This window comes from Chromobacterium sp. Beijing (genome assembly GCF_021496765.1).
Taxonomy (GTDB): domain Bacteria; phylum Pseudomonadota; class Gammaproteobacteria; order Burkholderiales; family Chromobacteriaceae; genus Chromobacterium.
This window is the reverse complement of the sequence record NZ_CP053750.1, coordinates 2,669,085-2,690,723: the sequence shown is the minus strand read 5'-3', so window position 1 is coordinate 2,690,723 and position 21,639 is coordinate 2,669,085. Positions and strand designations below refer to the sequence as shown.

Below are 21,639 nucleotides of genomic sequence, written 5' to 3'. Positions count from 1 at the left end.
CTCCGCTCGCGAGCCCGTGAACGGGTTTCAAGCCTATCCCCTGCCGGCCGGCGGAAACTGAAGCTTGACGCTGAGGCCGCCGCCGGCGTTGCGGCTCAACTCCACGGTCGCCCCATGCCGGTGGGCGATCTCCCTGACGATGGCCAGGCCCAGGCCGCTGCCGCTGCTGGCGGCGCCGGCGATGCGGTAAAAACGCAGCCATACCTTGTCTTGTTCCGCCTCGGCGATGCCGGGGCCGTTATCGTCGACGCGCAGCCACGGCGCCGGCAGCGCCCCGGCCGCGATCGTGATCCGCGCATCGCCGTTGCCGGGATGATAGCGGATGGCGTTGTCCAGCAGATTGCCCAGCAATTCCCGCAGCAGACCGGCGTTGCCGCGCACCCATACCGTTTCCTCCCCCTCGTAACCCAGATCCGCGCCCTGGCCATGAGCCCAGGGCGCTTGTTCCAGCGCCCATTCCCTGATCCAGGCGGCCAGGTCCATATCGTCCAGTTCGATGGCCTGGCCGTTGTCCGGCTCCACCCGCGCCAGTTGCAATAGCTGATGCACGCCGTGGCTGGCGCTGTCCAGCGAGGCGAGCAATTTGTCCAGCTGCTGGCGCAATGAGGCTTCCAGTGTCTGGCGTCGCGCCAGCTCCGCCTGCGTCCGCATCACCGCCAGCGGCGTCTTCAACTGATGGGCGGCGTCGTCGATGAAGCGGCGGCGCGCCGCCTGCAATTTATGCCAGCGCACGCCCTGCTGATTCAGCGCGTCCACCAAGGGCGTCAACTCGGTGGGCAGCTCGCGGCTGGGCAGGGGGCTGAGATCGGTTTCCTTGCGCGCCACCACATTGCGCGACAAGCGGCGCAAGGGCCGCAGGCTATGGCCGACCGCCAGCAGCACGATGGCGAGCATGATGGCGCCGAGCAGCGCCTCCTGCGCCAGGGAGCCGATGAGCAGGGTGCGCGCCAGCTGCTCCCTGGACTCCGGGGTTTCCGCCACCTGTATCCACACGTCCTGGCTGCGCAGCGTGCTCATGTCGCGCACCGACAGCCTCAAGGTCAGCAAGCGCAGCGTTTCGCCGTGGTAGGAAATGTCCATGTAATCGGGCTGGTAGCGGATGGTCTCGCGCCGGCGCGGAGGCGGCAGTGGCAGATCGTCGTAACCGGTGAGCAGCGCGCCGTCCGAGCGGCTGACGCGGTAGAACACCTTGCCGGAGGCGTTGGACTCGAACATTTGCAAGGCGAAATAGGGTATGTCCACGCTGACGGCGCCGTCGTGGGCGGCGACGCCGTCGGCGATGGCGCGGCCGGAGCTGAGCAGCATGCGGTCGAAAGCGGTGTTGGCCGCCTGCAAGGCGCGGTCGTAAGTCATCCAGCCGTCCAGCGCCAACATCAGCAGCAGCGGAACGGACAGGCCGAGCAGCAATTGCTTGCGCAAGCTGGCGGGTTTGAGGCGGGAGAGGGCGAGTCGCATTTACGGTGTGGTCAATAGATAGCCCAGCCCGCGCAAGGTGACGATGGAAACCGGCTGGCCGGCCAGCTTCTTGCGCAAGCGGTGCACATAGATTTCGATGGCTTCGGCGCTGCCGCTTTCGTCCAGGCCGAAAATCTTTTCCGACAGCTGGCTTTTGCCTATGGCCTTGCCGCCTTGCAGCATCAGCACTTCCAGCACCGCGTGCTCGCGCGGCGTCAGGTGCAGCGCGTCGCCGCTCAACTGAAACTGGCGGCCGACGCTGTCGTAGCTGAGGGGGCCTAATTCCAGCTGCGGACTTTCGCGGCCGTGGCTGCGGCGGATCAGCGCGCGCACCCGCGCTTCCAGTTCGTTGAGGTCGAAGGGCTTGGCCAGATAGTCGTCGGCGCCCAGGTCCAGCCCGCGCACCCGTTCTTCCACCGAGCCGTGCGCGGTCAGGATCAGCACCGGCAGCGTTTGCTTGCGGGCGCGCAGCCGGCGCAGCACCTCCCAGCCGTTGAGCTTGGGCAGGTCCAAGTCCAGGATGGCCAGCGCGTAATCCTGGGTGCGCAGCACATGATCGGCGTCGCTGCCGTTGAGCATGCAGTCCACGGCGAAACCGGCCTGGCGCAAGGCCTGGGCCAGTGATTCGGACAGGGCCGGATTGTCTTCCACCAAGAGCAGGCGCATGGTTGGGTCACTGAAAGCGGATTGAAAGCTTTACTCTAATATCATGGCTGGGGAAGCGAAGCCAATAGAGCTGCGCGATTCGAAAGATGTCGCGAACATCTTCATCTACCTAGGAGCAACACCATGAATAGAGTCAGAAGCTTGTCCGCGCTGTGCTGTGCGCTGGGTTCCGCCGCCGCCTGGGCGGCCGTGCCCGCCGGCTATCCCGCCAGTTATCAGAATCTGGTGGACGCCGCCGTCAAGGAGGGCAAGGTGGTGGTGTATTCGGCCACCGACAGCGCCGCGGCGCGGCCCCTGATCAAGGATTTCCAGGCCTTGTACCCCGGCGTCAAGGTGGAATACCACGATATGAACAGCACCGAGATCTACAATCGCTTCATCAGCGAGAACGCCGCCAGCAGCGCCAGCGCCGACGTGGTGTGGAGCTCGGCGATGGATCTGCAAGTGAAGTTCGTCAATGACGGCTACGCCGCCAGCTACGCTTCGCCGGAGGCGGCCAATCTGCCGTCCTGGGCGCATTATCAGCAGCAGGCCTACGGCACCACTTACGAGCCGGTGGCCATCGTCTACAACAAGCGCTTGCTGAAGCCGGAGGACATCCCGCAGACCCGCGCCGATCTGGTGCGCATCCTCAAGGCGAATCCGGCTCGCTTCAAGGGCAAGGTCACCACGTACGATGTGGAGAAGTCCGGCGTCGGCTTCAACTTCCTGACCCAGGACGTCCGCCATAACGCCAACGGCGCCTGGGAACTGGCGCGCGCGCTCGGCGCCAGCGGCGTCAAGCTGCAAACCTCCACCGGCGCGATGATGGAGCGGATTTCCTCGGGCGAAAACCTGATCGGCTACAACATCCTCGGTTCCTACGCTTACGCCAAGGCGAAGAAGGACCCGGCCATCGGCTATGTCTATCCCAAGGATTACACCCAGGTGGTCAGCCGGCTGGCCATCATCTCCAAGAAGGCGCGCAATCCCGGCGCGGCGCGGCTGTGGCTGGACTATTTGCTGTCCAAGCGCGGCCAGAGCGTGCTGGCCAACCAGTCCGAGCTGTTCTCGCTGCGCAGCGACGTGAGCGGCGCGGCTTCCATCGCCGCCTTGAACCAGCAATTGGGCGGCAGCGCCAAGCCTATCCAGGTGGGCACCGGCCTGCTGGTCTATCTGGACCAGGCCAAGCGGCTGGATTTCATGCGTCAGTGGCAGCAGGCGCTGAAGAAATAGCGTCCCCTTCCGGCCATTGCGGCCGACGTTTCCAATGACTCAATCAGCCGTCCGCCGCGCGCGGACGGCGCAGAGGCCTGCGCGCAGGCCTGGGAGCAAGCATGAATTCCTCGATTAATCCGACCGCCCCCGCCGCGGCCGCCCAGCCCCGCGCGCGCGGCGGCTGGCCGCGCTGGAGCGCCGCCAGCCGCTGGCTGGTCTTGGGCGCGCTGGCCTTGCTGGTGCTGGCCCCGCTATCGCTGGTGGTCTATCAAAGCCTGCTGGATCAGCCCTTCTTCATGGCGGACAAGAATGTGGGGCTGGCCGCCTACCGCTTTGTGTTCGCCGATCCCGATTTCTGGTCCGCGCTGGGCAACTCTCTGGTGATCGCCGCCGGCATGGCGCTGATCGCCATTCCGCTGGGCGGGGTGCTGGCCTTCTTGATGGCGCGCACCGATTTGCCCGGCCGGCGCTGGCTGGAGCCCTTATTGCTGACGCCGGTGTTCGTATCGCCGATGGTATTGGCCTTCGGCTACGTGGTGGCGGCCGGACCGGTGGGGTTTTACTCCCTGTGGTTCAAGCAGTGGTTCGGCGTGGAAGAGGTGCCGTGGAATATTTATTCCCTGCTCAGCATCGCGGTGGTGGCGGGGCTGACCCATGTGCCGCATGTCTATCTGTACGCGTCGGCGGCGCTGCGCAATCTGGGCTCGGACGTGGAAGAGGCCGCGCGGGTGGCCGGGGCCGGTCCTTTTCGCGTGGCGCGCGACGTCAGCCTGCCGATGGTGATGCCCTCCATGCTGTTCGCCGGCGTGCTGGTGGTCTTTCTGGGGTTTGAAGTCTTCGGCTTGCCGCTGGTGTTGGGCGACCCGGAGGGCCATCTGGTGTTGGCCACTTATCTGTACAAGCTGACCAATAAACTCGGCGTGCCGTCCTATCACCTGATGGCGGCGGTGGCGGTGTGCCTGATCGCCATCACCTTCCCGCTGGTCCTGTTACAGCGCCGCTTATTGCGCAGCGCTCAGCGTTTCGTCGCGCTCAAGGGCAAGGCCGGCCGTCAGCATCCGCTGTCGCTGGGGCCGTGGCGCTATCTGGCGCTGGCCATCGTGCTGTTATGGCTGTTCCTCACCGTGGTGGTGCCGATTTCCGGCATCGCGCTGCGCTCGGTGGTCAGCCATTGGGGCGAGGGCGTGTCCTTGCTGGAGACTTTGACGCTGGATCATTACGCCTTGGTGTTCGAGGAGGACAACATCGTCCGCGCCATCGTCAACACCCTGGGCGTCGGCATCATCGGCGGCGCGCTGGCGGTGGGCTTTTATACCCTGGTCGGTTTCGCCGGACATCGCCGCAATGATTGGGGCGCTCGTCTGTTGGACTATCTGGTACTGCTGCCGCGCGCGGTGCCGGGCATTCTGGCAGGCCTGGCCTTCCTGTGGGTGTTCCTGTTCGTGCCCGGCCTGCAGGGCGCCAAGAACAGCATGCTGTCGATCTGGCTGGCTTACACCGTGGTCTGGCTGGCCTATGGCATGCGTCTGGTGCAGAGCGCCCTGCTGCAAGTGGGGCCGGAGCTGGAAGAGGCCGCCCGCACCGCCGGGGCCAGCCAGCGGCGGACCAGTCTGGACGTGACCTTGCCCTTGATCCGTTTCGGCCTGCTGTCCAGCTGGCTGCTGATCTTCATGATTTTCGAGCGGGAGTATTCGACCGCGGTGTATTTGCTGTCGCCGGGCACCGAAGTGATCGGTTCCTTGCTGGTGTCCTTGTGGGCCACCGGCGCGGTGGACCAGGTGGCGGCCTTGTCGGTGATCAATATTCTGATGGTGGGCGCCGGCTTGGCGCTGGCCTTGCGTCTGGGAGTGAAACTGCATGACTAAGCTGAGCGTGCGCGATCTGCATCTGAATTATGAGCAGAATCCTATTTTGAAGGGTGTTTCCTTTGATCTGGCCGCCGGCCAGGTGGTGTCCTTGCTTGGCGCTTCCGGCAGCGGCAAAACCACTTTGCTGCGCGCCATCGCCGGGCTGGAACAGCCGTCGGCCGGTCAAATCCTGCTGGACGGCCGCCCCTTGTACGACGCGTCCGCCGGCTGCAATCTGGCGGTGGAGCAGCGCTCTCTGGGCCTGGTGTTCCAGTCTTACGCCTTGTGGCCGCACCGCACCGTGGCGCAGAACGTCGGCTATGGCTTGAAGCTGCGCCAGACCCCGACGGCGGAGATCGCCGCGAGGGTGAGGCAGATCCTGGACAAGCTGGGGCTGGGGCATTTGGCCGAGCGCTATCCGCATCAATTGTCCGGCGGTCAGCAGCAGCGCGTGGCCATCGCCCGCGCGCTGGTCTACAACCCGCCGGTAATCCTGCTGGACGAGCCCTTGTCCAATCTGGACGCCAAGCTGCGCGAAGAGGCGCGCGCGTGGTTGCGCGAACTGATCGTGTCGATGAACCTGTCCGCCTTGTGCGTCACCCATGACCAGGGCGAGGCGATGGCGATGTCGGACCAGATTTTGTTGTTGAAGAACGGCCGTATCGAACAGGCCGGCAGTCCTACCGACTTGTATTCCGCGCCGGCTTCCCTTTATACCGCGCAATTCATGGGCGCCAACAATACCTTGCGGGCCAAGGTGGCGGCCAGAAACGGCGACAGCGTGACCTTGCAGGGCGAGGGCTGGCAGCTGCGCGCCACCGCGAGGCAGACGCTGGAGGTGGGGCAGCAGGCCGAGGCGGTGATCCGCTTGGAGCGGCTGAGGGTGCAAGACGAGCCCGGCGGCAACAGCTTGCCGGCGCGGCTGATCGCATCGATGTATCTGGGAGATCGCTGGGAATACCTGTTGCAGCACGGCGATCTGCGTTTGCGCGCCTTTGGTCAGCAGGCCAAGCCTAACGGTGAGTGCTGGGCGGAGTTTGGCTTGGAGGATACCTGGGCGTTCGAGGCCGCCTCGGCCTGAGAGGTTCTGTGTGCTTGTTCGGTCGGGGGCAAGCTTGGCTTGCCCTTTTTCATGGCCGCTTGTTGGGGGGAGTTGAAACCCTGCCAGGTGGGCTTCACCAGTTGTGGAGCAGAGTTGAGATTAGGGGCGGAGTTGTGGTCCCGGTTCGGTTTGGTATGGCGTTTTAGACTGTGTGCCTTTGGCCACCATTGTTTAATCTGATGGTGAATAGAACGTCTAAGCAATGAAAAAGGCCCGCTTGCGCGGGCCTTTTTCTCATTCATGTTCGTAGGTTCTTGCGTCGAACCGACAAATTAGAATGCGTGGATCATGTTCAGGCCGAAAGCCTTCAGATCCTTGTTGGCGTTGTTCACGCCGCCTTTAACGTCGATCTGACCGTATTGCGCGCCGAAGGTGGTGCGCTTGGAGATCGCGTAGTCAACACCCAGAACGTACTGGTTGTAGCCGCTGTCATTCAGCTTAGCACCGCCGATTTCAACCTTGTCGCCACGGGCGTAGGTGAATTTCGGGGTAAAGGCACCCAGAGTGTAGGCCGCGGTCAGAGCGTATTCGCGGGTCTTAACGTTTTGAGTCAGGTCAACGTTGGTCAGATTCAGGCCTTTGCTAACCAGATCGTACCAAGTGGAGCCTTTAACTACGTCCAGGCCGCCTTTTTCTTGTTGGTAACCGAAAGCAACCAGCAGGTTGTTGGCGTTGTAGCCAACTTCCAGGCGATGCTTGTCGTTACGACGGGAGCTGACGCTGTCGATAATAGCGGTGCCTTCGCGTTGGAAGCTGTACTTACCGAAGAAGCCGCTGTTTTCGTAGCCCAGACCCAGATTGTAAACTTCGCGGTCGGATTGAACTTTGCCAGTGATTGCGTCAGCAGTACCGGCTTTGTTCTCTTTGGTGCCGTATTGCAGAGCGGCGCTGAAGCCAGCGATGCTAGGCAGATCGTAACGCACGGAGTTCTTCAGACGGTTGCCGTCGCGGGTGAAGATGCCCAGACCCAGAGCGTCGTTGCGGTATTCCCAGCTGTCGACGATGCCCATGTCGCTGTCCATGAAGTTGGACACGTTGCCCAGGCGCAGAGTGCCCAGGTCGCTTTGCAGGCCGATGAAGGAGTTACGGTTAGCAAAAGTACCGCTACCGGAGCCGCTACGGGTTTGGCCGTCGATGCCAAAACCAGTTTCAACTTGCCAGATAGCCTTCAGACCGTTGCCCAGGTCTTCTTTGCCTTTGAAGCCGATACGGGAACCCAGGTCGTCGATGTTGGTTTGCTTGGTGGAACCATTGTCAACGTATTCAACGCCGCCTTTGATTTTGCCGTAGATGGTCACGTCAGCGAAAGCTGCAGCCGGCAGAGTGGCTACCAGCAGGGCGATCAGACTCTTTTTCATGGTCAAGTCATCCTTTTATATGGGTTTAGGAATGTGAGCAAATGCTATTGGCTAAGTTGTGTAAATGCAACTTTTCGGTAAATGCGGTGTTGCAAATCAACAACCAATTGTTGCTTTGTGTGTGTGGTTTTACATGGGAATGTCTGGCTAAGCCAATGAAATAAAGGGGTAAATCATGAAATAGACTCATTGCGTGCAGGTGTTGTAAAAATGCACTTGTTGGTCGAAAGCCTGATGCCATAAGGATATGGGCGGGAAGGGGAAGGGTGGAGTAATTCAGGGCGATGCAAAAAAATAAGCCCGCGGAGGGCGGGCTCAAAAATCAACGTGACTTGAAGAGAATTCACGATGCCGCAAGACGCACATCAGAATGAATTCACAATCGAATCATAATAGAAAGCGATGTCTATGTAAATAGGCTGAAGCTAGACTGATTTCTTGAGCGTTCGCTAATGGGCGTGAGCGTTAACTTGTTGTTTGTAAAATATATTTTGTTTTGTTTTGTCTGTTTTGAACCTATGCAAGGTTTACGGCCTGGACGTGCGTCCGCATAGATTGTTTGGTTTTCCGGTTTTAGATTTAGCTTCTTTCACTGGCTTCGCTTCCCGGTTAAGGTAGGCGAGTGGCATAGAGGAGCGCTGCGCGACTCGCCTTATATAGAAGGAAGGACTGACGAGATGAAACTGGAAACCCTGGCGGTGCATGCCGGCTATGCGCCGGATCCGACGACCAAGGCGGTGGCGGTGCCCTTGTACCAAACCACCAGCTACGCTTTCGACAGCACCCAGCATGGAGCGGATCTGTTCGACCTCAAGGTGCAGGGCAATATCTACACCCGCATCATGAACCCGACCACCGATGTGCTGGAGAAGCGGGTGGCGGCTTTGGAAGGCGGGATAGGCGCGCTGGCGGTGGCTTCCGGCATGGCGGCGATCACGTACGCGATACAAACCATCGCCGAGGCCGGGGACAACATCATCGCCACCAGCACCTTGTATGGCGGCACGTACAATCTGTTCGCCCACACGCTGCCGCAGCTGGGCATCGAGGTGCGTTTCGTCAGCCATCGCCACCCGGAGCGGATCGGCGACATGGCGGACGCGCGCACCAAGGCGGTGTTTTGCGAATCCATCGGCAACCCGCTGGGCAATGTGGTCGACTTCGCCGCCTTCGCCGATCACGCTCATCGTCACGGTTTGCCGCTGATCGTCGACAACACGGTGCCGTCTCCTTATCTATGCAGGCCCTTCGAGCACGGCGCCGATATCGTGGTGCACAGTCTGACCAAGTATCTGGGCGGACACGGCAATAGCATAGGCGGCGCCATTGTCGACAGCGGGCGTTTTCCCTGGGCCGAGCACGCTGAGCGCTTCGCGCGTTTGAACACGCCCGACGTCAGCTACCACGGCGTCAACTATGTGGAAGCGCTGGGCGCGGCGGCCTATATCGCGCGGGCGCGAGTGGTGCCCTTGCGCAATATGGGCGCGGCGCTGGCGCCGTTCAACGCCTTTCTTATTTTGCAGGGCATCGAGACGTTGGCGCTGCGCATGGACCGGATCTGCGCCAACGCGCTGCGCGTGGCCCAGCATCTGCGCGCGCACCCGGCGGTGGAGTGGGTCGAGTACGCCGGCCTGGAAGATCACCCGGACCATGCTCTGGCGCGGCGTTACTTCGGCGGCCGGGCTTCCGGCGTGCTGTCCTTCGGCATCCGCGGCGGCGCGGCGGCCGGCGGGCGCTTCATCGACGCTTTGCAACTGGTGACCCGGCTGGTGAATATCGGTGACGCCAAATCGCTGGCCTGCCACCCGGCCACCACCACCCACCGCCAACTGTCGGCCGATGAGCAACTGCGCGCCGGCGTGCGCCCGGAAATGGTGCGTTTGTCGATAGGCATCGAGCATATCGACGACATCCTGGCCGATATCGACCAGGCGTTGGTCGCGGCGGAACCTTGAGCGGGTCAGGCCCGCCGAAGAGGAAGCGCACTCATATATAGATAAGCTCAGCCGCGGCGCAGCACTTGCGGATTCATGCCGTTGGGCAGGTGATGATGCCATTTGCCGTCGAGAAAGCTTTGGATCACATGCTGGACCTTGCCGTGCAGGGTCCAGCCGGCGTCTCGGGCGATGGCTGAGGCGGACAGAGGCTTGCCGTCGGCCTGCGGCGCCGGGGCAAGGTATTCCAGCGGGTGATTGGCCAGCATGGGGTGGTCGATCTCCTCGCGCGACAACAGGGTCAGCTGATGGTGCTGCGGGTCGCGCGCGATGCGTTGATAGAGCGCGTCGATGGCGTCTTCCGGGCCTTCCAGGATTTGCAGGAAGTCGTCGTTCAGCATCAGCAGCACGCTGACGATGTCCTGGCTCCGGTTGTAGTCGCGGAAACGACGAATGCGGGTTTGCATGGCTTCGGCGGAAACCGGGTGATGGGCTGCGCTGCTGTAGATCAGGCGGATCATCTGCGCTCCTGCCGTGTGGCGAGTGCTTTCGCTTCAGTATAGCGCTTTAGAATCGAGCCAGCTTGAGCCAGCCCAATAGGCAGGCCAGCGCCACGGCGGCGTGAAGCCAGGCGCGGCGGCGGAACAGCCGGGCGCTTTGCCGCGGAGACAGGGTGGTGAGGATCAAGGGCGCGTCTTGATCGTCTCCCTGCAGCAATAAGGACGCCGGCTGCCGCGCCAACTCCTGCTGCAGGGCGACGACTTCGCGCTGCGCCGCCGCGCGCGCTAGCGACCATTCTTGCTCGCTGAGCTGCCCGTCTCCGTCCAGATCGAAGCGGCGCAGCAGGGCTTGTCTGTCGTTTTTCCATTCGGCCAGTTTGGCGCCGATATCCAGGCGAAGGTCCAGCGCGCTGGCGCGCGCGTCCAACCGTCGCAGCCGGCCGCGCACATAGATGGCCTCGCCTTCGTCTATCCATTCCTCTATCAGCAACATGCCGTCCTCATGCCAGCGACGCCGGCGGCGAGCGACCACTTGGGCGCCGCCGGGGAGAATGGTGGCTTCCGCGTCGCCGTCCACCAGGAGAAAGCTGTCGTCGCTGCTGACTTCCGGCGGGTTGGCGCGGGTCGCCAGCCGGTTGGAGCGTTGCATGGCCCAGGTCAGCCAGTCCTCCCAGTCCAGTTTGCCGCGCTCGTCTATGCGCCAGCAGCGGTACCAGGCGCAGCGTCGGCCGCTCAAGGGGCTGTAATTGGGCGCGTTCGGATGGCAGCGGGCCTGGCCGTACAATTCGACTTGGCCCAAGGCCGCGCTGGCCAGTTTAGATGTCGGAGTGTCCGCCACCTGGCGGTAATGGCGGTAATTCAGACGCCAGCCTATCAGCCCGACTGCCGCCGCGATCAGCAGGCCATGGCGGGCCTCGCCGCCAAGCAGCCATGAGGCGGCGGCAAGCAGGTACAGGGCCAAGCCCAGGCCCGGCAGCAGAGAGGCGAACGCCGGCATGTCAGTTGCGCGCGAACAGCGCTTTCATGTCCACGTCGCGGGTTTCCGCGGCGGCGAAGCGCAGCGGCCGGGCCGGCGGGAAATGAAACAGGCGGGCCAGCAGCACGTCGGGGAACTGCTCGATGCGGGCGTTGTGGAGTTTGACCGCCTCGTTGTACAGTTCGCGGCGATCGGCCAGCGCCTCCTCCAACTGGGTGATGCGCGCGCTCAATTGCGCGAACTGCTGGTCGGCCTGCAGCGCAGGATACGCCTCGGCCACCGCGTATAGCTGGCCGATCAGGCCGTGCAAGCGTCCTTCGGCCGCGCCGAGGGCCTCCGGATCCCGGGCTCGGGCGGAGTCGGCCACCGCGCCGCGGGCGGCCATCACTTGCGTTAGGGTTTCTTGTTCGAACTGGGCGTATTGCCGGCATACTTCGACTAGCTTGGGCAATTCGTCGTGGCGTTGTTTGAGGATGACGTCGATATTGGCCCAGCTTTGCGTTAGCTGGTGCTTCAAATTGATCAGCGCGTTGTATAGCGTGATCAAGTAGACGAGGACGACGGCGATGAGGCCGAGGAAAACGGCGAGCTTCATGATGGGGTCTCTCCGGGACAGGCGTCGCCGATGCGCGGCGTCCATGTCGGCATTATCGTGCAAGGCTGTTTTTTTGTCTGCGCCCGGATTCGCGCACGCGCGGGCGGCTTGAGGTTTTCGGGAGGAAGCGTGATTCGGATCAACATCATAGGCGCGGGGCGTCTGGGCAAGACCTTGGCGGCGCTGGCGCGGCGTTCCGGCCGCTACCGGGTGCAGGACGTGATGACGCGCGGCGCGGATTCCGCCGCCGCCGCCTGCGCCTTCATCGGCACGGGGCGTCCGGTGACCGCATGGGCGGAGTTGGCCGCCGCCGACCTGTACCTGCTGGCCGTGCCGGACGCGGCGATCGCCGACTGCGCTTTGCGGCTGGCGGAGACGGAGGTGCCGGCCGGCGCGGTGGTGTTTCACGCCAGCGGCGTCAGCGGATCCGAACTGTTGCGGCCGGCGGCGGCGCGCGGCGCGCACGTCGGCAGCCTGCATCCGGCCTTTTCCTTCGCCGATCCGGCCATCGCGCTTGAGGGGTTTTCCGACGTGCTGTGCGCGCTGGAGGGCGACGCCGAAGCGTGCCTTGTCTTGAGGGAGTTGGCGCAGGCCATAGGCGGGCGGCCGTTTCAATTGGCCGAGGGCGGCAAACCGGCCTATCACGCGGCCTTGTCGGTGGCGTCCAATTATCTGGTGACGCTGACTGCCATCGCGCGGCGGCTGGCCGGCCAGGGCGGGGTGCCCGAGGCGCTGCTGACGCCTTTGCTGGGCGGTCTGATGCGGCAAACGCTGGACAATGCCTTGGCGTTGGGGCCGCAGGCGGCTTTGACCGGGCCCATCGCGCGCGGCGACGCCTCGACGGTGGCCCTGCATTTGCAGGCGATGGACGATGCCGATTTGCGCGCCGCCTACCAGGCCTTGGGCCGGCAGACGGTGGCGCTGGCCGGCGAGCGCCTGTCCGAGCAGGCGCGCCGGCAAGTGCTGAGCGCGCTGGCACCCGCGGAGGGCTCAGGCAGCTAGCGCCACCTTGAACACCTGGCGCAGATAGGCGAGGAAGGTTTCGTCGCTGCACATGGTCTTGCCGGGGCTGTCGGACAGCTTGGCCACCGGCTGGCCGTTGCAGCTGACCAGCTTGAGCACGATTTGCAGCGGTTCCAGTCCCATGTCGTTGGTGAAATGAGTGCCGATGCCGAAGCTGACCTGGATCTGCGGGCTGAAATGGCGGTGCAGGTCCAGCGCGCTGTCCACGCTCAGGCCGTCGCTGAAGGTCAGCATCTTGGTGGCGGGATCGATGCGCAGCTTGCGGTAATGCGCGATCGCCTTTTCGCCCCATTGATAGGGATCGCCGCTGTCGTGGCGCAGACCGTCGAACAGCTTGGCGAAGTAGAGGTCGAAGTCCGCCAGGAAGGCGTCCATGCCCACTACATCGGTCAGTGCGATGCCGAGATCGCCGCGGTATTCCTGCACCCAGGATTCCAGCGCCGCTTTCTGGAAGTCGCGCAGCCGCACGCCCAGCGCCTGGAAGGCCTGGAAGAACTCGTGGGCCATGGTGCCTATCGGAGTGATGCCCAGCTTCCAGGCCAGGTAAACATTGCTGGTGCCGCGGAAAATGTCTGGCAAGGCGGTGTTCAGGCGCTCCACCACATGCTGCTGCCAGTCCCGGCTGAAACGGCGGCGGGTGCCGAAATCGGCGATCAGCAAGGGAAAGCGCTGCTGCGCGGCCTCGCTGTCGCGGAAGCGTTCCAGCACGGCGATTTTCGCTTCCAGCCGGCGCAGGCCCTCGGCGCGGACCTCAGCCGAGTCCAGGCGGCGGAAATACAATTCGTTGACGATGGCGAGCACGAAGATTTCAAAAAACATCGCCTGAACCAACGGGCCCTTGATGCGGATCGCCAGCTCCTCGTCCTGGCAGGACACGGTGATGAAGCGCCGCTGCAGATGGAATAGCTCCAGATAATCGACAAAGTCGCTCTTGATGAAGCGCAGGGTGCGCAGATGGGCCAGCTCTTCCTGGGTGAAGTGCAGCTGGCACAGCCAGTCCAATTGCGCTTCCAGCTCTTTCTTCAGCTGGGTCAAGGGCATGTCCGGGCGGTTGCGGCACTTGAACTCGTACTCGCCGTGCGAGGCCGGGAACTGGTGCAGCACCACTTGCAGCATGGTGAACTTGTAAAGGTCGGTGTCCAGCAGAGAATGGATCAGCGGCGGAATCTTGGCCATGGCGGGCTCAGGCGGCGTGAATGATGAAAATGGCCGGGCGCTTGTGCAGGTCCGGCGCGTCCTTGGGCCAGTCCTTGACCCGGCGGCTGACGATGGTCTGGCTCGGCAGGGTCAGATCGCAGGCCACCGCCAGCCGGGTGGCTGGGGACAGGGTGTCGCGCAATTGCTGCAGCAGCGTGTTGTTGCGGTACGGCGTTTCGATGAAGACCTGGGTCTCGTTGCGCTGGCGCGAACGCAGCTCCAGCTCCTTGACGATTTTTGCCTTGTCGGCGGCGTCCACCGGCAGGTAGCCGTGGAAGGCGAAGCACTGGCCGTTGGCGCCGCTGGCCATCAGGGCCAGCAGGATGGAGGACGGGCCGATCAAGGGCTCCACCCGCAAGCCGCGCTCATGCGCCAGCGCCACCAGTTGCGCGCCGGGGTCCGCCACCGCCGGGCAGCCGGCTTCGGAGATCAGGCCCAGATCGTGGCCATCCAGCAGCGGTTGCAGCAAGGCGGCGACGTCGGCGGCCGGGGTGTGTTCGTTCAGCGTGCTCATGGCGAGTTCGCGGATGGGCGCGCTGACGCCCAGCGCCTTCAGGTGTTTGCGCGCGGTTTTTTCGGCTTCCACCACGAAACGGGTCAGGTGCAGCACTTTGGCGCGCTCGGCTTCGGGCAGCCAGGCGATGGATTCGTCGCCCAAGGGGGCGGGGATCAGGAACAGGGTGCCGCTCATCGCAAAATCTCCACGCCTTCATCGGCCAGCATCGTAATCAGTTTGAACAGAGGCACGCCGATCAGCGCATTGGGATCGTCGGACTCCACGCGCTCCAGCAGCGCGCCGCCCAGGCCCTCGCTCTTGGCGCTGCCGGCGCAGTGCAGCGCGTCCGGCTCGCGTTCCAGATAGTTGCGGATCTGCGCTTCGCTCAGCGCGCGCAGGGTGACGCGGGTGATGCCCACCGCTTCTTGCAGCCGGCGCTCGGCGCTGTTGTACAAGGCCAGCGCCGAATGAAACACCACGGTCCGGCCGCTCATCCATTGCAGCATCTTGACGCCGTTTTCGAACGATCCTGGCTTGCCGATCTGCTGTCCGTCAAGCAAGGCCACTTGATCGGAGCCTATGATCAGCGCTTGCGGATGCTTGTCCGCCAGCGATTGCGCCTTGGTGCGGGCCAGCCGGACCGCGGTTTCCAGCGCGGTTTCGCTCGGCAGCGGGGTTTCGTCGCACACCGGCGGTTCGGCGTGGAAGGGCAGGCCCAGGCGGGCGATGATTTCTTGGCGGTAGCGGGAGGTGGAGGCCAGTACGATCTGCATGATGTGGACGTCGCTTGTTGCGGAGCCGGGGCGGCCTGGCGGCGCGCGCGGAGGGCTCCTTGTTTCTTTTGACAAATCAGGGGAATGGATTGTACCATGCGAGGTTTATGTCTAAACCGATTTTGATCGATCCGCTCAAGTTCGCCCGGGAAGGGCGTTCGCAGGCCGGCAAACTGCCGGTTGGCGAGCTGGATGAGCGCGTGCACAGCGACCTGTCCGACACCTCCGGGAACGTGGAATACGCCCTGGACGGTTTTCGCGACAGCTTGAACCGTTTGTCGCTGCGTCTTCATTTGTCCGGGGAACTCAAAGTGACCTGCCAGCGCTGCATGGAAAGCATGCCGTACAGCCTGGACACCGATTCGGTGGTCACCTTGTTTACCGATCCGGACAAGCTGGAAGAGGCTTGCGAGCAGGACGAGGAGCTGGACGCTATCATCGCCGAGCCGGAACTGAACCTGACGGCGTTGATCGAAGACGAAATCATTATGGGCTTGCCGCTGTCGCCGAAACACGACGACTGCGGCAGGGAAACTCTCTCGCTCGCCAAGGCTGACAAGCCCAATCCGTTTGCGGTGCTGGCGGCGCTTAAGAGACCCAAGTCCGAGTAAAACCCGGATTCGAACTGAATCTACTTGAATTTCTTAGGAGTCGACCATGGCTGTTCAACAGAACAAAAAGTCCCCGTCCAAGCGCGGCATGCATCGTGCACACGATTTTCTGACCGCTCCGGCTCTGGCAGTTGAAGCCAGCACCGGCGAAGCGCACCTGCGCCACCACATCAGCCCGAACGGTTTCTACCGCGGCCGCAAAGTTGTGAAGACCAAGGGCGAGTAATCTCCCCGTTTTCCTACTTTCCCCACTGATTAGGCAGCACTATTACCGCACTCGTTGATGACTATCACCGTCGCGGTTGATGCAATGGGCGGTGACGTTGGCCTCAAGGTTACCGTCCCTGCATCGATCCAATTCCTGCAGAACCATCCCGACACCCGTTTGATTCTTGTTGGCGACCAAGCAGCCCTAGAGGCTGAACTGGCCGCGCATCAAGGCGTCGCGCGTGAACGCATCCGCATCCAGCACGCCACCCAAGTGGTGGGCATGGATGAGGCGCCTCAGCTCGCCTTGAAGAACAAGAAAGATTCGTCGATGCGGGTGGCCATTAATCTGGTCAAAGAAGGCGAAGCTCAGGCCGCCGTGTCCGCCGGCAACACCGGCGCGCTGATGGCGACCGCGCGTTTCGTACTCAAGACCATTCCCGGCATCGACCGTCCCGCCATCGCCAAAATGCTGCCCACCGTCAAGGGCTCGTCTTGCGTGTTGGATTTGGGCGCCAACGTCGATTGCACCCCAGAACAACTGTTGCAGTTCGGCATCATGGGATCCGAACTGGTGGTGTGCCTCAGCGGCAACGCCAGCCCTAGCGTCGGCCTGCTGAACATCGGTTCGGAAGACATCAAGGGCAACGACAATATCAAGAAGACCGCCGAACTGCTGCGCCAGTCCGAGCTCAATTTCCACGGCAACGTGGAGGGCGACGACATCTGTAAAGGCACGGTGGATGTGGTAGTCTGCGACGGTTTTACCGGCAATGTGGCTTTGAAGACAGCTGAGGGGCTGGCTCACATGTTTGCCGTGTTCCTGCGCGAAGAGTTTGGCCGCAGCTGGTGGACGCGTTTGTGCGCGCTGGCCGCGCTGCCGGTGCTCAAACTGTTCAAGAGGCGCATCGATCCCCGCCGCTACAACGGCGCCAGCTTGCTGGGGCTGCGCGGCATCGTGGTGAAAAGCCACGGCGGGACCGACGTCACAGGATTCCGTTACGCGCTGGAGCAGGCTTGCGAGGAAGCCGGTTCCGACGTGATTGGTCACATCGCCGACCGGATTGCGCACCAATTAAACAATCTCAAGCAGTCCGAGGCGGAAGCGAACTGACAACCATGGGCTATTCCCGCATTCTAGGCACCGGCAGCTTTCTGCCCGAGCAGGTGCTCACCAATGCGCAGTTGGCCGAACGCGTGGATACCAGCGACGAGTGGATAGTCTCTCGCACCGGCATCCACGCGCGCCATATTGCCGCAGAGGAACACAAAACCAGCGATCTCGCGCTCAAGGCGGCGGAAGCCGCGATTCAGAGCGCGGGCATCGACAAGCACGAGATCGATCTGATCATCGTGGCCACCACCACTCCCGATATGGTCTTCCCCAGCACCGCCTGTCTGTTGCAGGAAAAGCTGGGCATTCCCGGCTGCGCGGCGTTCGACGTGCAGGCGGTGTGCGCCGGCTTCATGTTCGCGCTGGTGACCGCCAACAACTACATCAAGAGCGGCATGGCCCGCCGCGCTCTGGTGGTGGGCGCGGAAATCATGTCACGGGTGCTGGACTGGGACGACCGTCGCACCTGCGTGCTGTTCGGCGACGGCGCCGGCGCGGTGATTCTCGGCGACTCCGAGGAGCCGGGCATCCTGCACGCCAAGTTGGCGGCGGATGGCCGCTACAAGGACATTCTCAACACTCCGGCCCAGATTTCCGGCGGCAAGATTCAGGGCATGCCCTATCTGCACATGGACGGCCCGGCGGTGTTCAAATTCGCGGTCAAAGCCTTGTCCGACATCGCGGCCAAGACGCTGGCGGAAGCCGGCGTCGACAAGAGCGAAGTGGACTGGCTGGTGCCGCATCAGGCCAATCTGCGCATCATAGAATCCACCGCCAAGCATCTGGGCTTGCCGATGGAACGCGTGATCGTCACATTGCCGCAACAGGGCAATACCTCCGCCGCATCGATTCCGCTGGCCTTGGACTGCGCGGTGCGCGACGGCCGCATTCGTCCAGGCCAGACCGTATTGCTGGAAGGCATAGGCGGCGGTTTCGCCTGGGGCGCTGTATTGTTGAAGATCTGACCCGAAACATTGGCGCGCAAGCCGCCGACGGCTGACCGTGAGGTCACTAGCCTCAGCGATATTTGATCGTTAGGCTTGGCAGACGTCGCCGGTTTGCGTCATTCTTGCGTCGAATTCTCTGGAGTCGACTATGGCGTTTGCTTTTCTGTTCCCGGGCCAAGGCTCGCAAAGCTTGAAAATGATGGACGGCTTTGCCGATCTGCCCGTGGTGAAACACACTTTTGACGAAGCATCGGACGCCTTGAGCGTCGACCTGTGGGCGATGCTGCAGGCGGACTCGGCCGACGAGATCAACGCCACCGTCAATACCCAGCCCATCATGCTGGCCGCCGGCTACGCCACTTATCTGGCCTGGCAGGAGTTGAACGGCCGTCAGCCGACGCTGGTGGCAGGCCACAGCCTGGGCGAATACACCGCCCTGGTGGCGGCGGCGGCTTTGCCCTTCGCCGAAGCGGTGAAACTGGTGCGCCTGCGCGCCGAGGCGATGCAGTCCGCGGTGCCGGTGGGCGTCGGCGCGATGGCCGCCATCCTGAACCTGTCCGACGAGGACATCCGCGCCGCCTGCGCGGAAGCGGCTCAGGGCGAAGTGGTGGAAGCGGTCAATTTCAATTCGCCGGGCCAGGTGGTGATCGCCGGCCATAAGGGCGCGGTGGAGCGGGCCATGGAACAGTGCAAGGCCCGCGGCGCCAAGCGCGCGCTGCCCTTGCCGGTATCGGTGCCCTCGCATTGCGCGTTGATGCGGCCCGCGGCGGAGCAACTGGCCGCGGCGCTGGCGCAAGCGGATATCGGCGCGCCGGCCATTCCGGTGCTGCACAACGCCGACGTCGCCAGCTACAACGAGCCGGCGCAGATCCGCGACGCGCTGACCCGTCAGCTGTACATGCCGGTGCGCTGGACCGAAACCATCCAGAAGCTGGCCGCCGACGGCGTGACGCAGATGGCGGAATGCGGGCCTGGCAGAGTGCTGGCCGGCCTGGCCAAGCGCATCGACGGCAACATCAAATGCCTGGCGCTGACCGATGTGGCGGCGCTGGAAGCTGCTCGCGGCGAACTGAACTGAATGCAATGCGGCCGCGTCAAGGCGGGGCCGGAATAACGATAAGGAGACTGCAATGAGCCTGCAAGGCAAAGTGGCATTGGTCACCGGCGCATCGCGCGGCATCGGCGCGGCGATCGCCGCGGCGCTGGCGGCCGAAGGCGCCGTGGTGATCGGCACCGCGACCAGCGAGGCCGGCGCAGCGAGCATCCACGAGCGCCTGTCCGCACAGGGCGGCGCCGGCCGGGTGTTGAATGTGACCGAGGCCGGCGCGATCGACGCGCTGGTCGAATCCATCGAAAAAGAATTCGGCGCGATCGCCATCCTGGTCAATAATGCCGGCATCACCCGCGACGGCTTGCTGATGCGGATGAAGGACGAGGACTGGGACGACATCATGGACACCAATCTGAAATCGGTGTTCAAGGCGTCCAAGGCCGTGTTGCGCGGCATGATGAAGGCGCGCTTCGGCCGCATCGTCAATATCGCTTCGGTGGTGGGCGTGTCCGGCAACCCGGGCCAGACCAATTATTCGGCGGCCAAGGCCGGCATCATCGGCTTCACCAAGTCGATGGCGCGCGAGGTGGGCAGCCGCAACATCACCGTCAACTGCGTGGCCCCCGGCTTCATCGACACCGATATGACCCGCGCGCTGCCGGAAGCGCAACGCGCGGCGCTGGTCGAGCAGATCGCCCTGGGCCGCCTGGGCGACGCCAAGGATATCGCCGATGCCACCGCTTTTTTGGCGTCGGATCGCGCTGGCTATATCACCGGCCAGACGCTGCATGTCAACGGCGGCATGTTGATGCCGTGAACGAGCTTGCGGCCCGCCTGGAGATTTAGGTAGGCTGCTCTAATTTTTTTTTGTAGAATACCGGGGTTTTGTTATCCCGAATCAGAAAGGTCAAGGGTTTAAACAAATGGAAAACATCGAAGCGCGCGTTAAGAAGATCGTTGCCGAACAACTGGGCGTGAACGAAGCCGAAGTGAAAATCGAATCTTCGTTCGTGGACGATCTGGGCGCCGACTCCCTCGACACCGTTGAGCTGGTAATGGCTCTGGAAGAAGAGTTCGAGTGCGAAATTCCGGATGAAGAGGCCGAGAAGATCACCACCGTTCAGCAAGCCGTCGACTACGTCACTGCCCACCTGAACAAGTAATTCCTTCCCTTTCGAGGGGTATTAGGACCTCTGCCCGGAGCCTTCTGGTCTCTTCGCAGAGGTCTTTTGCCAAGAGGATGCCAAACGCGCGTTTGATCCCTGCCAAACCGTAGGGCATCGCAATGCGTGGACGGTCTCGTGGGGAGACTGCCCTCCCATCTCTCACGGAGATTCTTCGTGTCAAAACGCAGAGTTGTAGTAACCGGCCTGGGCCATGTGTCCCCGGTCGGCAATGATGTCGCCACCGGCTGGGCCAATTTGCTGGCCGGCAACAGCGGCATCGCCAAGATTACCCGTTTCGACGCCAGCGACATGGCTTGCCAGATCGCAGGCGAAGTGAAGGGCTTTGAGATCAGCGACTATATCTCGCCGAAGGAAGCCCGCCGCAACGACTTGTTCATCCACTACGGCATCGCCGCGGCGCTGCAAGCGGTGGCGGACGCGGGCCTGGACGACGTGCCGGGCCTGGACAAGACCCGGGTCGGCGTCAACATCGGTTCCGGCATCGGCGGCCTGCCGCTGATCGAGGAAACCGGCGTGGCCTTGATGGAGGGCGGTCCGCGCAAGATCGGCCCCTTCTTCATCCCGGGCTCGCTGATCAATCTGATCGCCGGCCAGGTGTCCATCCTGAAAGGCTATCAGGGTCCGTCCTACGGCATCGTGTCCGCCTGCACCACCGGCGCGCACTGCATCGGCGACGCGGCTAGGCTGATCCAGTACGGCGACGCCGACGTGATGGTGGCCGGCGGCGCGGAAGGCGCGGTTTCGCGCTTGGGCATCGGCGGTTTCGCCGCGATGAAGGCCTTGTCCACGCGCAACGACGATCCGGCCACGGCTTCCCGTCCCTGGGACAAGGGCCGGGACGGCTTCGTGATGGGCGAGGGCGCCGGCGTGCTGGTGCTGGAAGACTATGAGCACGCGGTCAAACGCGGCGCCAAGATCTACGCCGAGCTGATCGGCTTCGGCATGAGCTCGGACGCTCACCACATCACGGCGCCGAGCGCGGAAGGCCCGGCGCGCGGCGTGAGCAACGCGCTGCGCGACGCCGGCATCAACGCCGACCAGGTGCAGTACGTGAACGCTCACGGCACGTCCACGCCCCTGGGCGACGCCAATGAAACCACGGCGATCAAGCTGGCGTTTGGCGACCACGCCAAGAAGCTGGTGGTCAACTCCACCAAGTCGATGACCGGCCACTTGCTGGGCGGCGCCGGCGGCGTGGAGGCGATCTACACCATTCTGGCGGTGCACAACCAGGTTTCGCCGCCCACCATCAACCTGAACGATCAGGATGTGGAGGCCGGCTGCGATCTGGATTACGTGGCCAATACCGCGCGCGAGATGAAGATAGACATCGGCATCTCCAACTCCTTCGGTTTTGGCGGCACCAACGGCACGCTGGTGTTCAAGCGCGTCTGATCGTCGTC

Annotated in this window: 22 protein-coding genes; 13 read left to right on the top strand and 9 right to left on the bottom strand. The window is 63.1% G+C overall.

Annotation, left to right across the window (positions count from 1 at the left end):
• Positions 1-33: 33 nt before the first annotated feature.
• Together HQN78_RS12410 and HQN78_RS12405 are read right to left on the bottom strand one after the other, a co-directional pair.
• Positions 34-1,455: a sensor histidine kinase gene (locus HQN78_RS12410; protein WP_235089732.1), complete on the bottom strand. Its 1,422-nt coding sequence runs from the start codon at positions 1,453-1,455 to the stop codon at positions 34-36.
• Positions 1,456-2,121, bottom strand: coding sequence for a response regulator (locus tag HQN78_RS12405; RefSeq protein ID WP_107798354.1), 666 nt, complete (start codon positions 2,119-2,121; stop codon positions 1,456-1,458). It lies immediately after the preceding gene.
• Positions 2,122-2,244: 123 nt separating this feature from the next.
• Between HQN78_RS12405 and HQN78_RS12400 the strand changes: the two genes are divergently transcribed.
• From HQN78_RS12400 to HQN78_RS12390, 3 genes are all read left to right on the top strand, one after another.
• Positions 2,245-3,336 (top strand): ABC transporter substrate-binding protein, encoded by a 1,092-nt coding sequence (locus HQN78_RS12400; protein ID WP_107798355.1) that lies wholly within the window; start codon positions 2,245-2,247, stop codon positions 3,334-3,336.
• A 101-nt stretch (positions 3,337-3,437) separates the two neighbouring features.
• Positions 3,438-5,183 (top strand): iron ABC transporter permease, encoded by a 1,746-nt coding sequence (locus HQN78_RS12395; RefSeq protein WP_235089731.1) that lies wholly within the window; start codon positions 3,438-3,440, stop codon positions 5,181-5,183.
• The gene (locus HQN78_RS12390; protein ID WP_235089730.1) at positions 5,176-6,246 is read left to right on the top strand and encodes an ABC transporter ATP-binding protein; all 1,071 of its coding nucleotides are present in this window, start codon (positions 5,176-5,178) and stop codon (positions 6,244-6,246) included. Before HQN78_RS12395 ends, HQN78_RS12390 begins: the two co-directional genes overlap by 8 nt.
• Before the next feature lie 293 nt (positions 6,247-6,539).
• Here HQN78_RS12390 and HQN78_RS12385 read toward each other — a convergent pair whose 3' ends face one another.
• The gene (locus HQN78_RS12385) at positions 6,540-7,625 is read right to left on the bottom strand and encodes a porin (protein WP_227107201.1); all 1,086 of its coding nucleotides are present in this window, start codon (positions 7,623-7,625) and stop codon (positions 6,540-6,542) included.
• Positions 7,626-8,302: 677 nt separating this feature from the next.
• Here HQN78_RS12385 and HQN78_RS12380 point away from each other — a divergent pair.
• A complete protein-coding gene (locus tag HQN78_RS12380; RefSeq protein ID WP_235089728.1) occupies positions 8,303-9,580 on the top strand; it encodes an O-acetylhomoserine aminocarboxypropyltransferase/cysteine synthase family protein in 1,278 nt (425 codons plus the stop codon).
• 47 nt (positions 9,581-9,627) lie between these two features.
• Here the strand turns inward: HQN78_RS12380 and HQN78_RS12375 are convergent, their stop codons facing one another.
• Genes HQN78_RS12375 through HQN78_RS12365 form a run of 3 tightly spaced genes read right to left on the bottom strand, consistent with a single transcriptional unit; the run spans position 9,628 to position 11,630 of the window.
• Positions 9,628-10,080 carry a BLUF domain-containing protein gene (locus HQN78_RS12375; protein WP_235089727.1) on the bottom strand — a complete coding sequence of 151 codons (453 nt, stop codon included), beginning with the start codon at positions 10,078-10,080 and terminating at the stop codon, positions 9,628-9,630.
• 46 nt (positions 10,081-10,126) lie between these two features.
• Positions 10,127-11,056: a hypothetical protein gene (locus HQN78_RS12370; protein WP_235089726.1), complete on the bottom strand. Its 930-nt coding sequence runs from the start codon at positions 11,054-11,056 to the stop codon at positions 10,127-10,129.
• A 1-nt stretch (position 11,057) separates the two neighbouring features.
• Complete coding sequence (locus tag HQN78_RS12365; RefSeq protein ID WP_235089725.1) at positions 11,058-11,630, bottom strand: LemA family protein; 573 nt, start codon at positions 11,628-11,630, stop codon at positions 11,058-11,060.
• Between the two features lie 129 nt (positions 11,631-11,759).
• Between HQN78_RS12365 and HQN78_RS12360 the strand changes: the two genes are divergently transcribed.
• A complete protein-coding gene (locus tag HQN78_RS12360; RefSeq protein ID WP_235089724.1) occupies positions 11,760-12,632 on the top strand; it encodes a Rossmann-like and DUF2520 domain-containing protein in 873 nt (290 codons plus the stop codon).
• On the opposite strand, the gene pncB is transcribed toward HQN78_RS12360, so the two are convergent.
• The 3 genes from pncB to HQN78_RS12345 are packed head-to-tail and all read right to left on the bottom strand — an operon-like array spanning position 12,621 to position 15,119.
• A complete protein-coding gene (pncB, locus tag HQN78_RS12355) occupies positions 12,621-13,820 on the bottom strand; it encodes a nicotinate phosphoribosyltransferase (protein WP_255701250.1) in 1,200 nt (399 codons plus the stop codon). The genes HQN78_RS12360 and pncB overlap by 12 nt on opposite strands.
• A 16-nt stretch (positions 13,821-13,836) precedes the next feature.
• Positions 13,837-14,541, bottom strand: a complete 705-nt coding sequence (locus HQN78_RS12350) for an SAM-dependent methyltransferase (RefSeq protein WP_235089721.1) — start codon at positions 14,539-14,541, stop codon at positions 13,837-13,839.
• Positions 14,538-15,119: a nucleoside triphosphate pyrophosphatase gene (locus HQN78_RS12345; protein WP_235089720.1), complete on the bottom strand. Its 582-nt coding sequence runs from the start codon at positions 15,117-15,119 to the stop codon at positions 14,538-14,540. Before HQN78_RS12345 ends, HQN78_RS12350 begins: the two co-directional genes overlap by 4 nt.
• Positions 15,120-15,226: 107 nt before the next feature.
• Between HQN78_RS12345 and HQN78_RS12340 the strand changes: the two genes are divergently transcribed.
• From HQN78_RS12340 to fabF, 8 genes are all read left to right on the top strand, one after another.
• Positions 15,227-15,730: a DUF177 domain-containing protein gene (locus HQN78_RS12340; RefSeq protein WP_107798365.1), complete on the top strand. Its 504-nt coding sequence runs from the start codon at positions 15,227-15,229 to the stop codon at positions 15,728-15,730.
• A gap of 46 nt (positions 15,731-15,776) precedes the next feature.
• Positions 15,777-15,956 carry a 50S ribosomal protein L32 gene (gene rpmF, locus HQN78_RS12335; RefSeq protein WP_011136965.1) on the top strand — a complete coding sequence of 60 codons (180 nt, stop codon included), beginning with the start codon at positions 15,777-15,779 and terminating at the stop codon, positions 15,954-15,956.
• A gap of 57 nt (positions 15,957-16,013) precedes the next feature.
• Positions 16,014-17,051 carry a phosphate acyltransferase PlsX gene (gene plsX / locus HQN78_RS12330; protein WP_107798366.1) on the top strand — a complete coding sequence of 346 codons (1,038 nt, stop codon included), beginning with the start codon at positions 16,014-16,016 and terminating at the stop codon, positions 17,049-17,051.
• A 5-nt stretch (positions 17,052-17,056) separates the two neighbouring features.
• Positions 17,057-18,016 carry a beta-ketoacyl-ACP synthase III gene (locus HQN78_RS12325; protein ID WP_107798367.1) on the top strand — a complete coding sequence of 320 codons (960 nt, stop codon included), beginning with the start codon at positions 17,057-17,059 and terminating at the stop codon, positions 18,014-18,016.
• A gap of 130 nt (positions 18,017-18,146) precedes the next feature.
• Positions 18,147-19,076: an ACP S-malonyltransferase gene (gene fabD / locus HQN78_RS12320; protein WP_107798368.1), complete on the top strand. Its 930-nt coding sequence runs from the start codon at positions 18,147-18,149 to the stop codon at positions 19,074-19,076.
• Positions 19,077-19,128: 52 nt separating this feature from the next.
• Positions 19,129-19,866, top strand: coding sequence for a 3-oxoacyl-ACP reductase FabG (gene fabG / locus HQN78_RS12315; RefSeq protein ID WP_107798369.1), 738 nt, complete (start codon positions 19,129-19,131; stop codon positions 19,864-19,866).
• Between the two features lie 106 nt (positions 19,867-19,972).
• On the top strand, positions 19,973-20,212 hold the full coding sequence (acpP, locus tag HQN78_RS12310; RefSeq protein ID WP_019103041.1) for an acyl carrier protein: 240 nt from the start codon (positions 19,973-19,975) through the stop codon (positions 20,210-20,212).
• 177 nt (positions 20,213-20,389) lie between these two features.
• A complete protein-coding gene (gene fabF, locus HQN78_RS12305; RefSeq protein WP_107798370.1) occupies positions 20,390-21,631 on the top strand; it encodes a beta-ketoacyl-ACP synthase II in 1,242 nt (413 codons plus the stop codon).
• Positions 21,632-21,639: the final 8 nt, after the last annotated feature.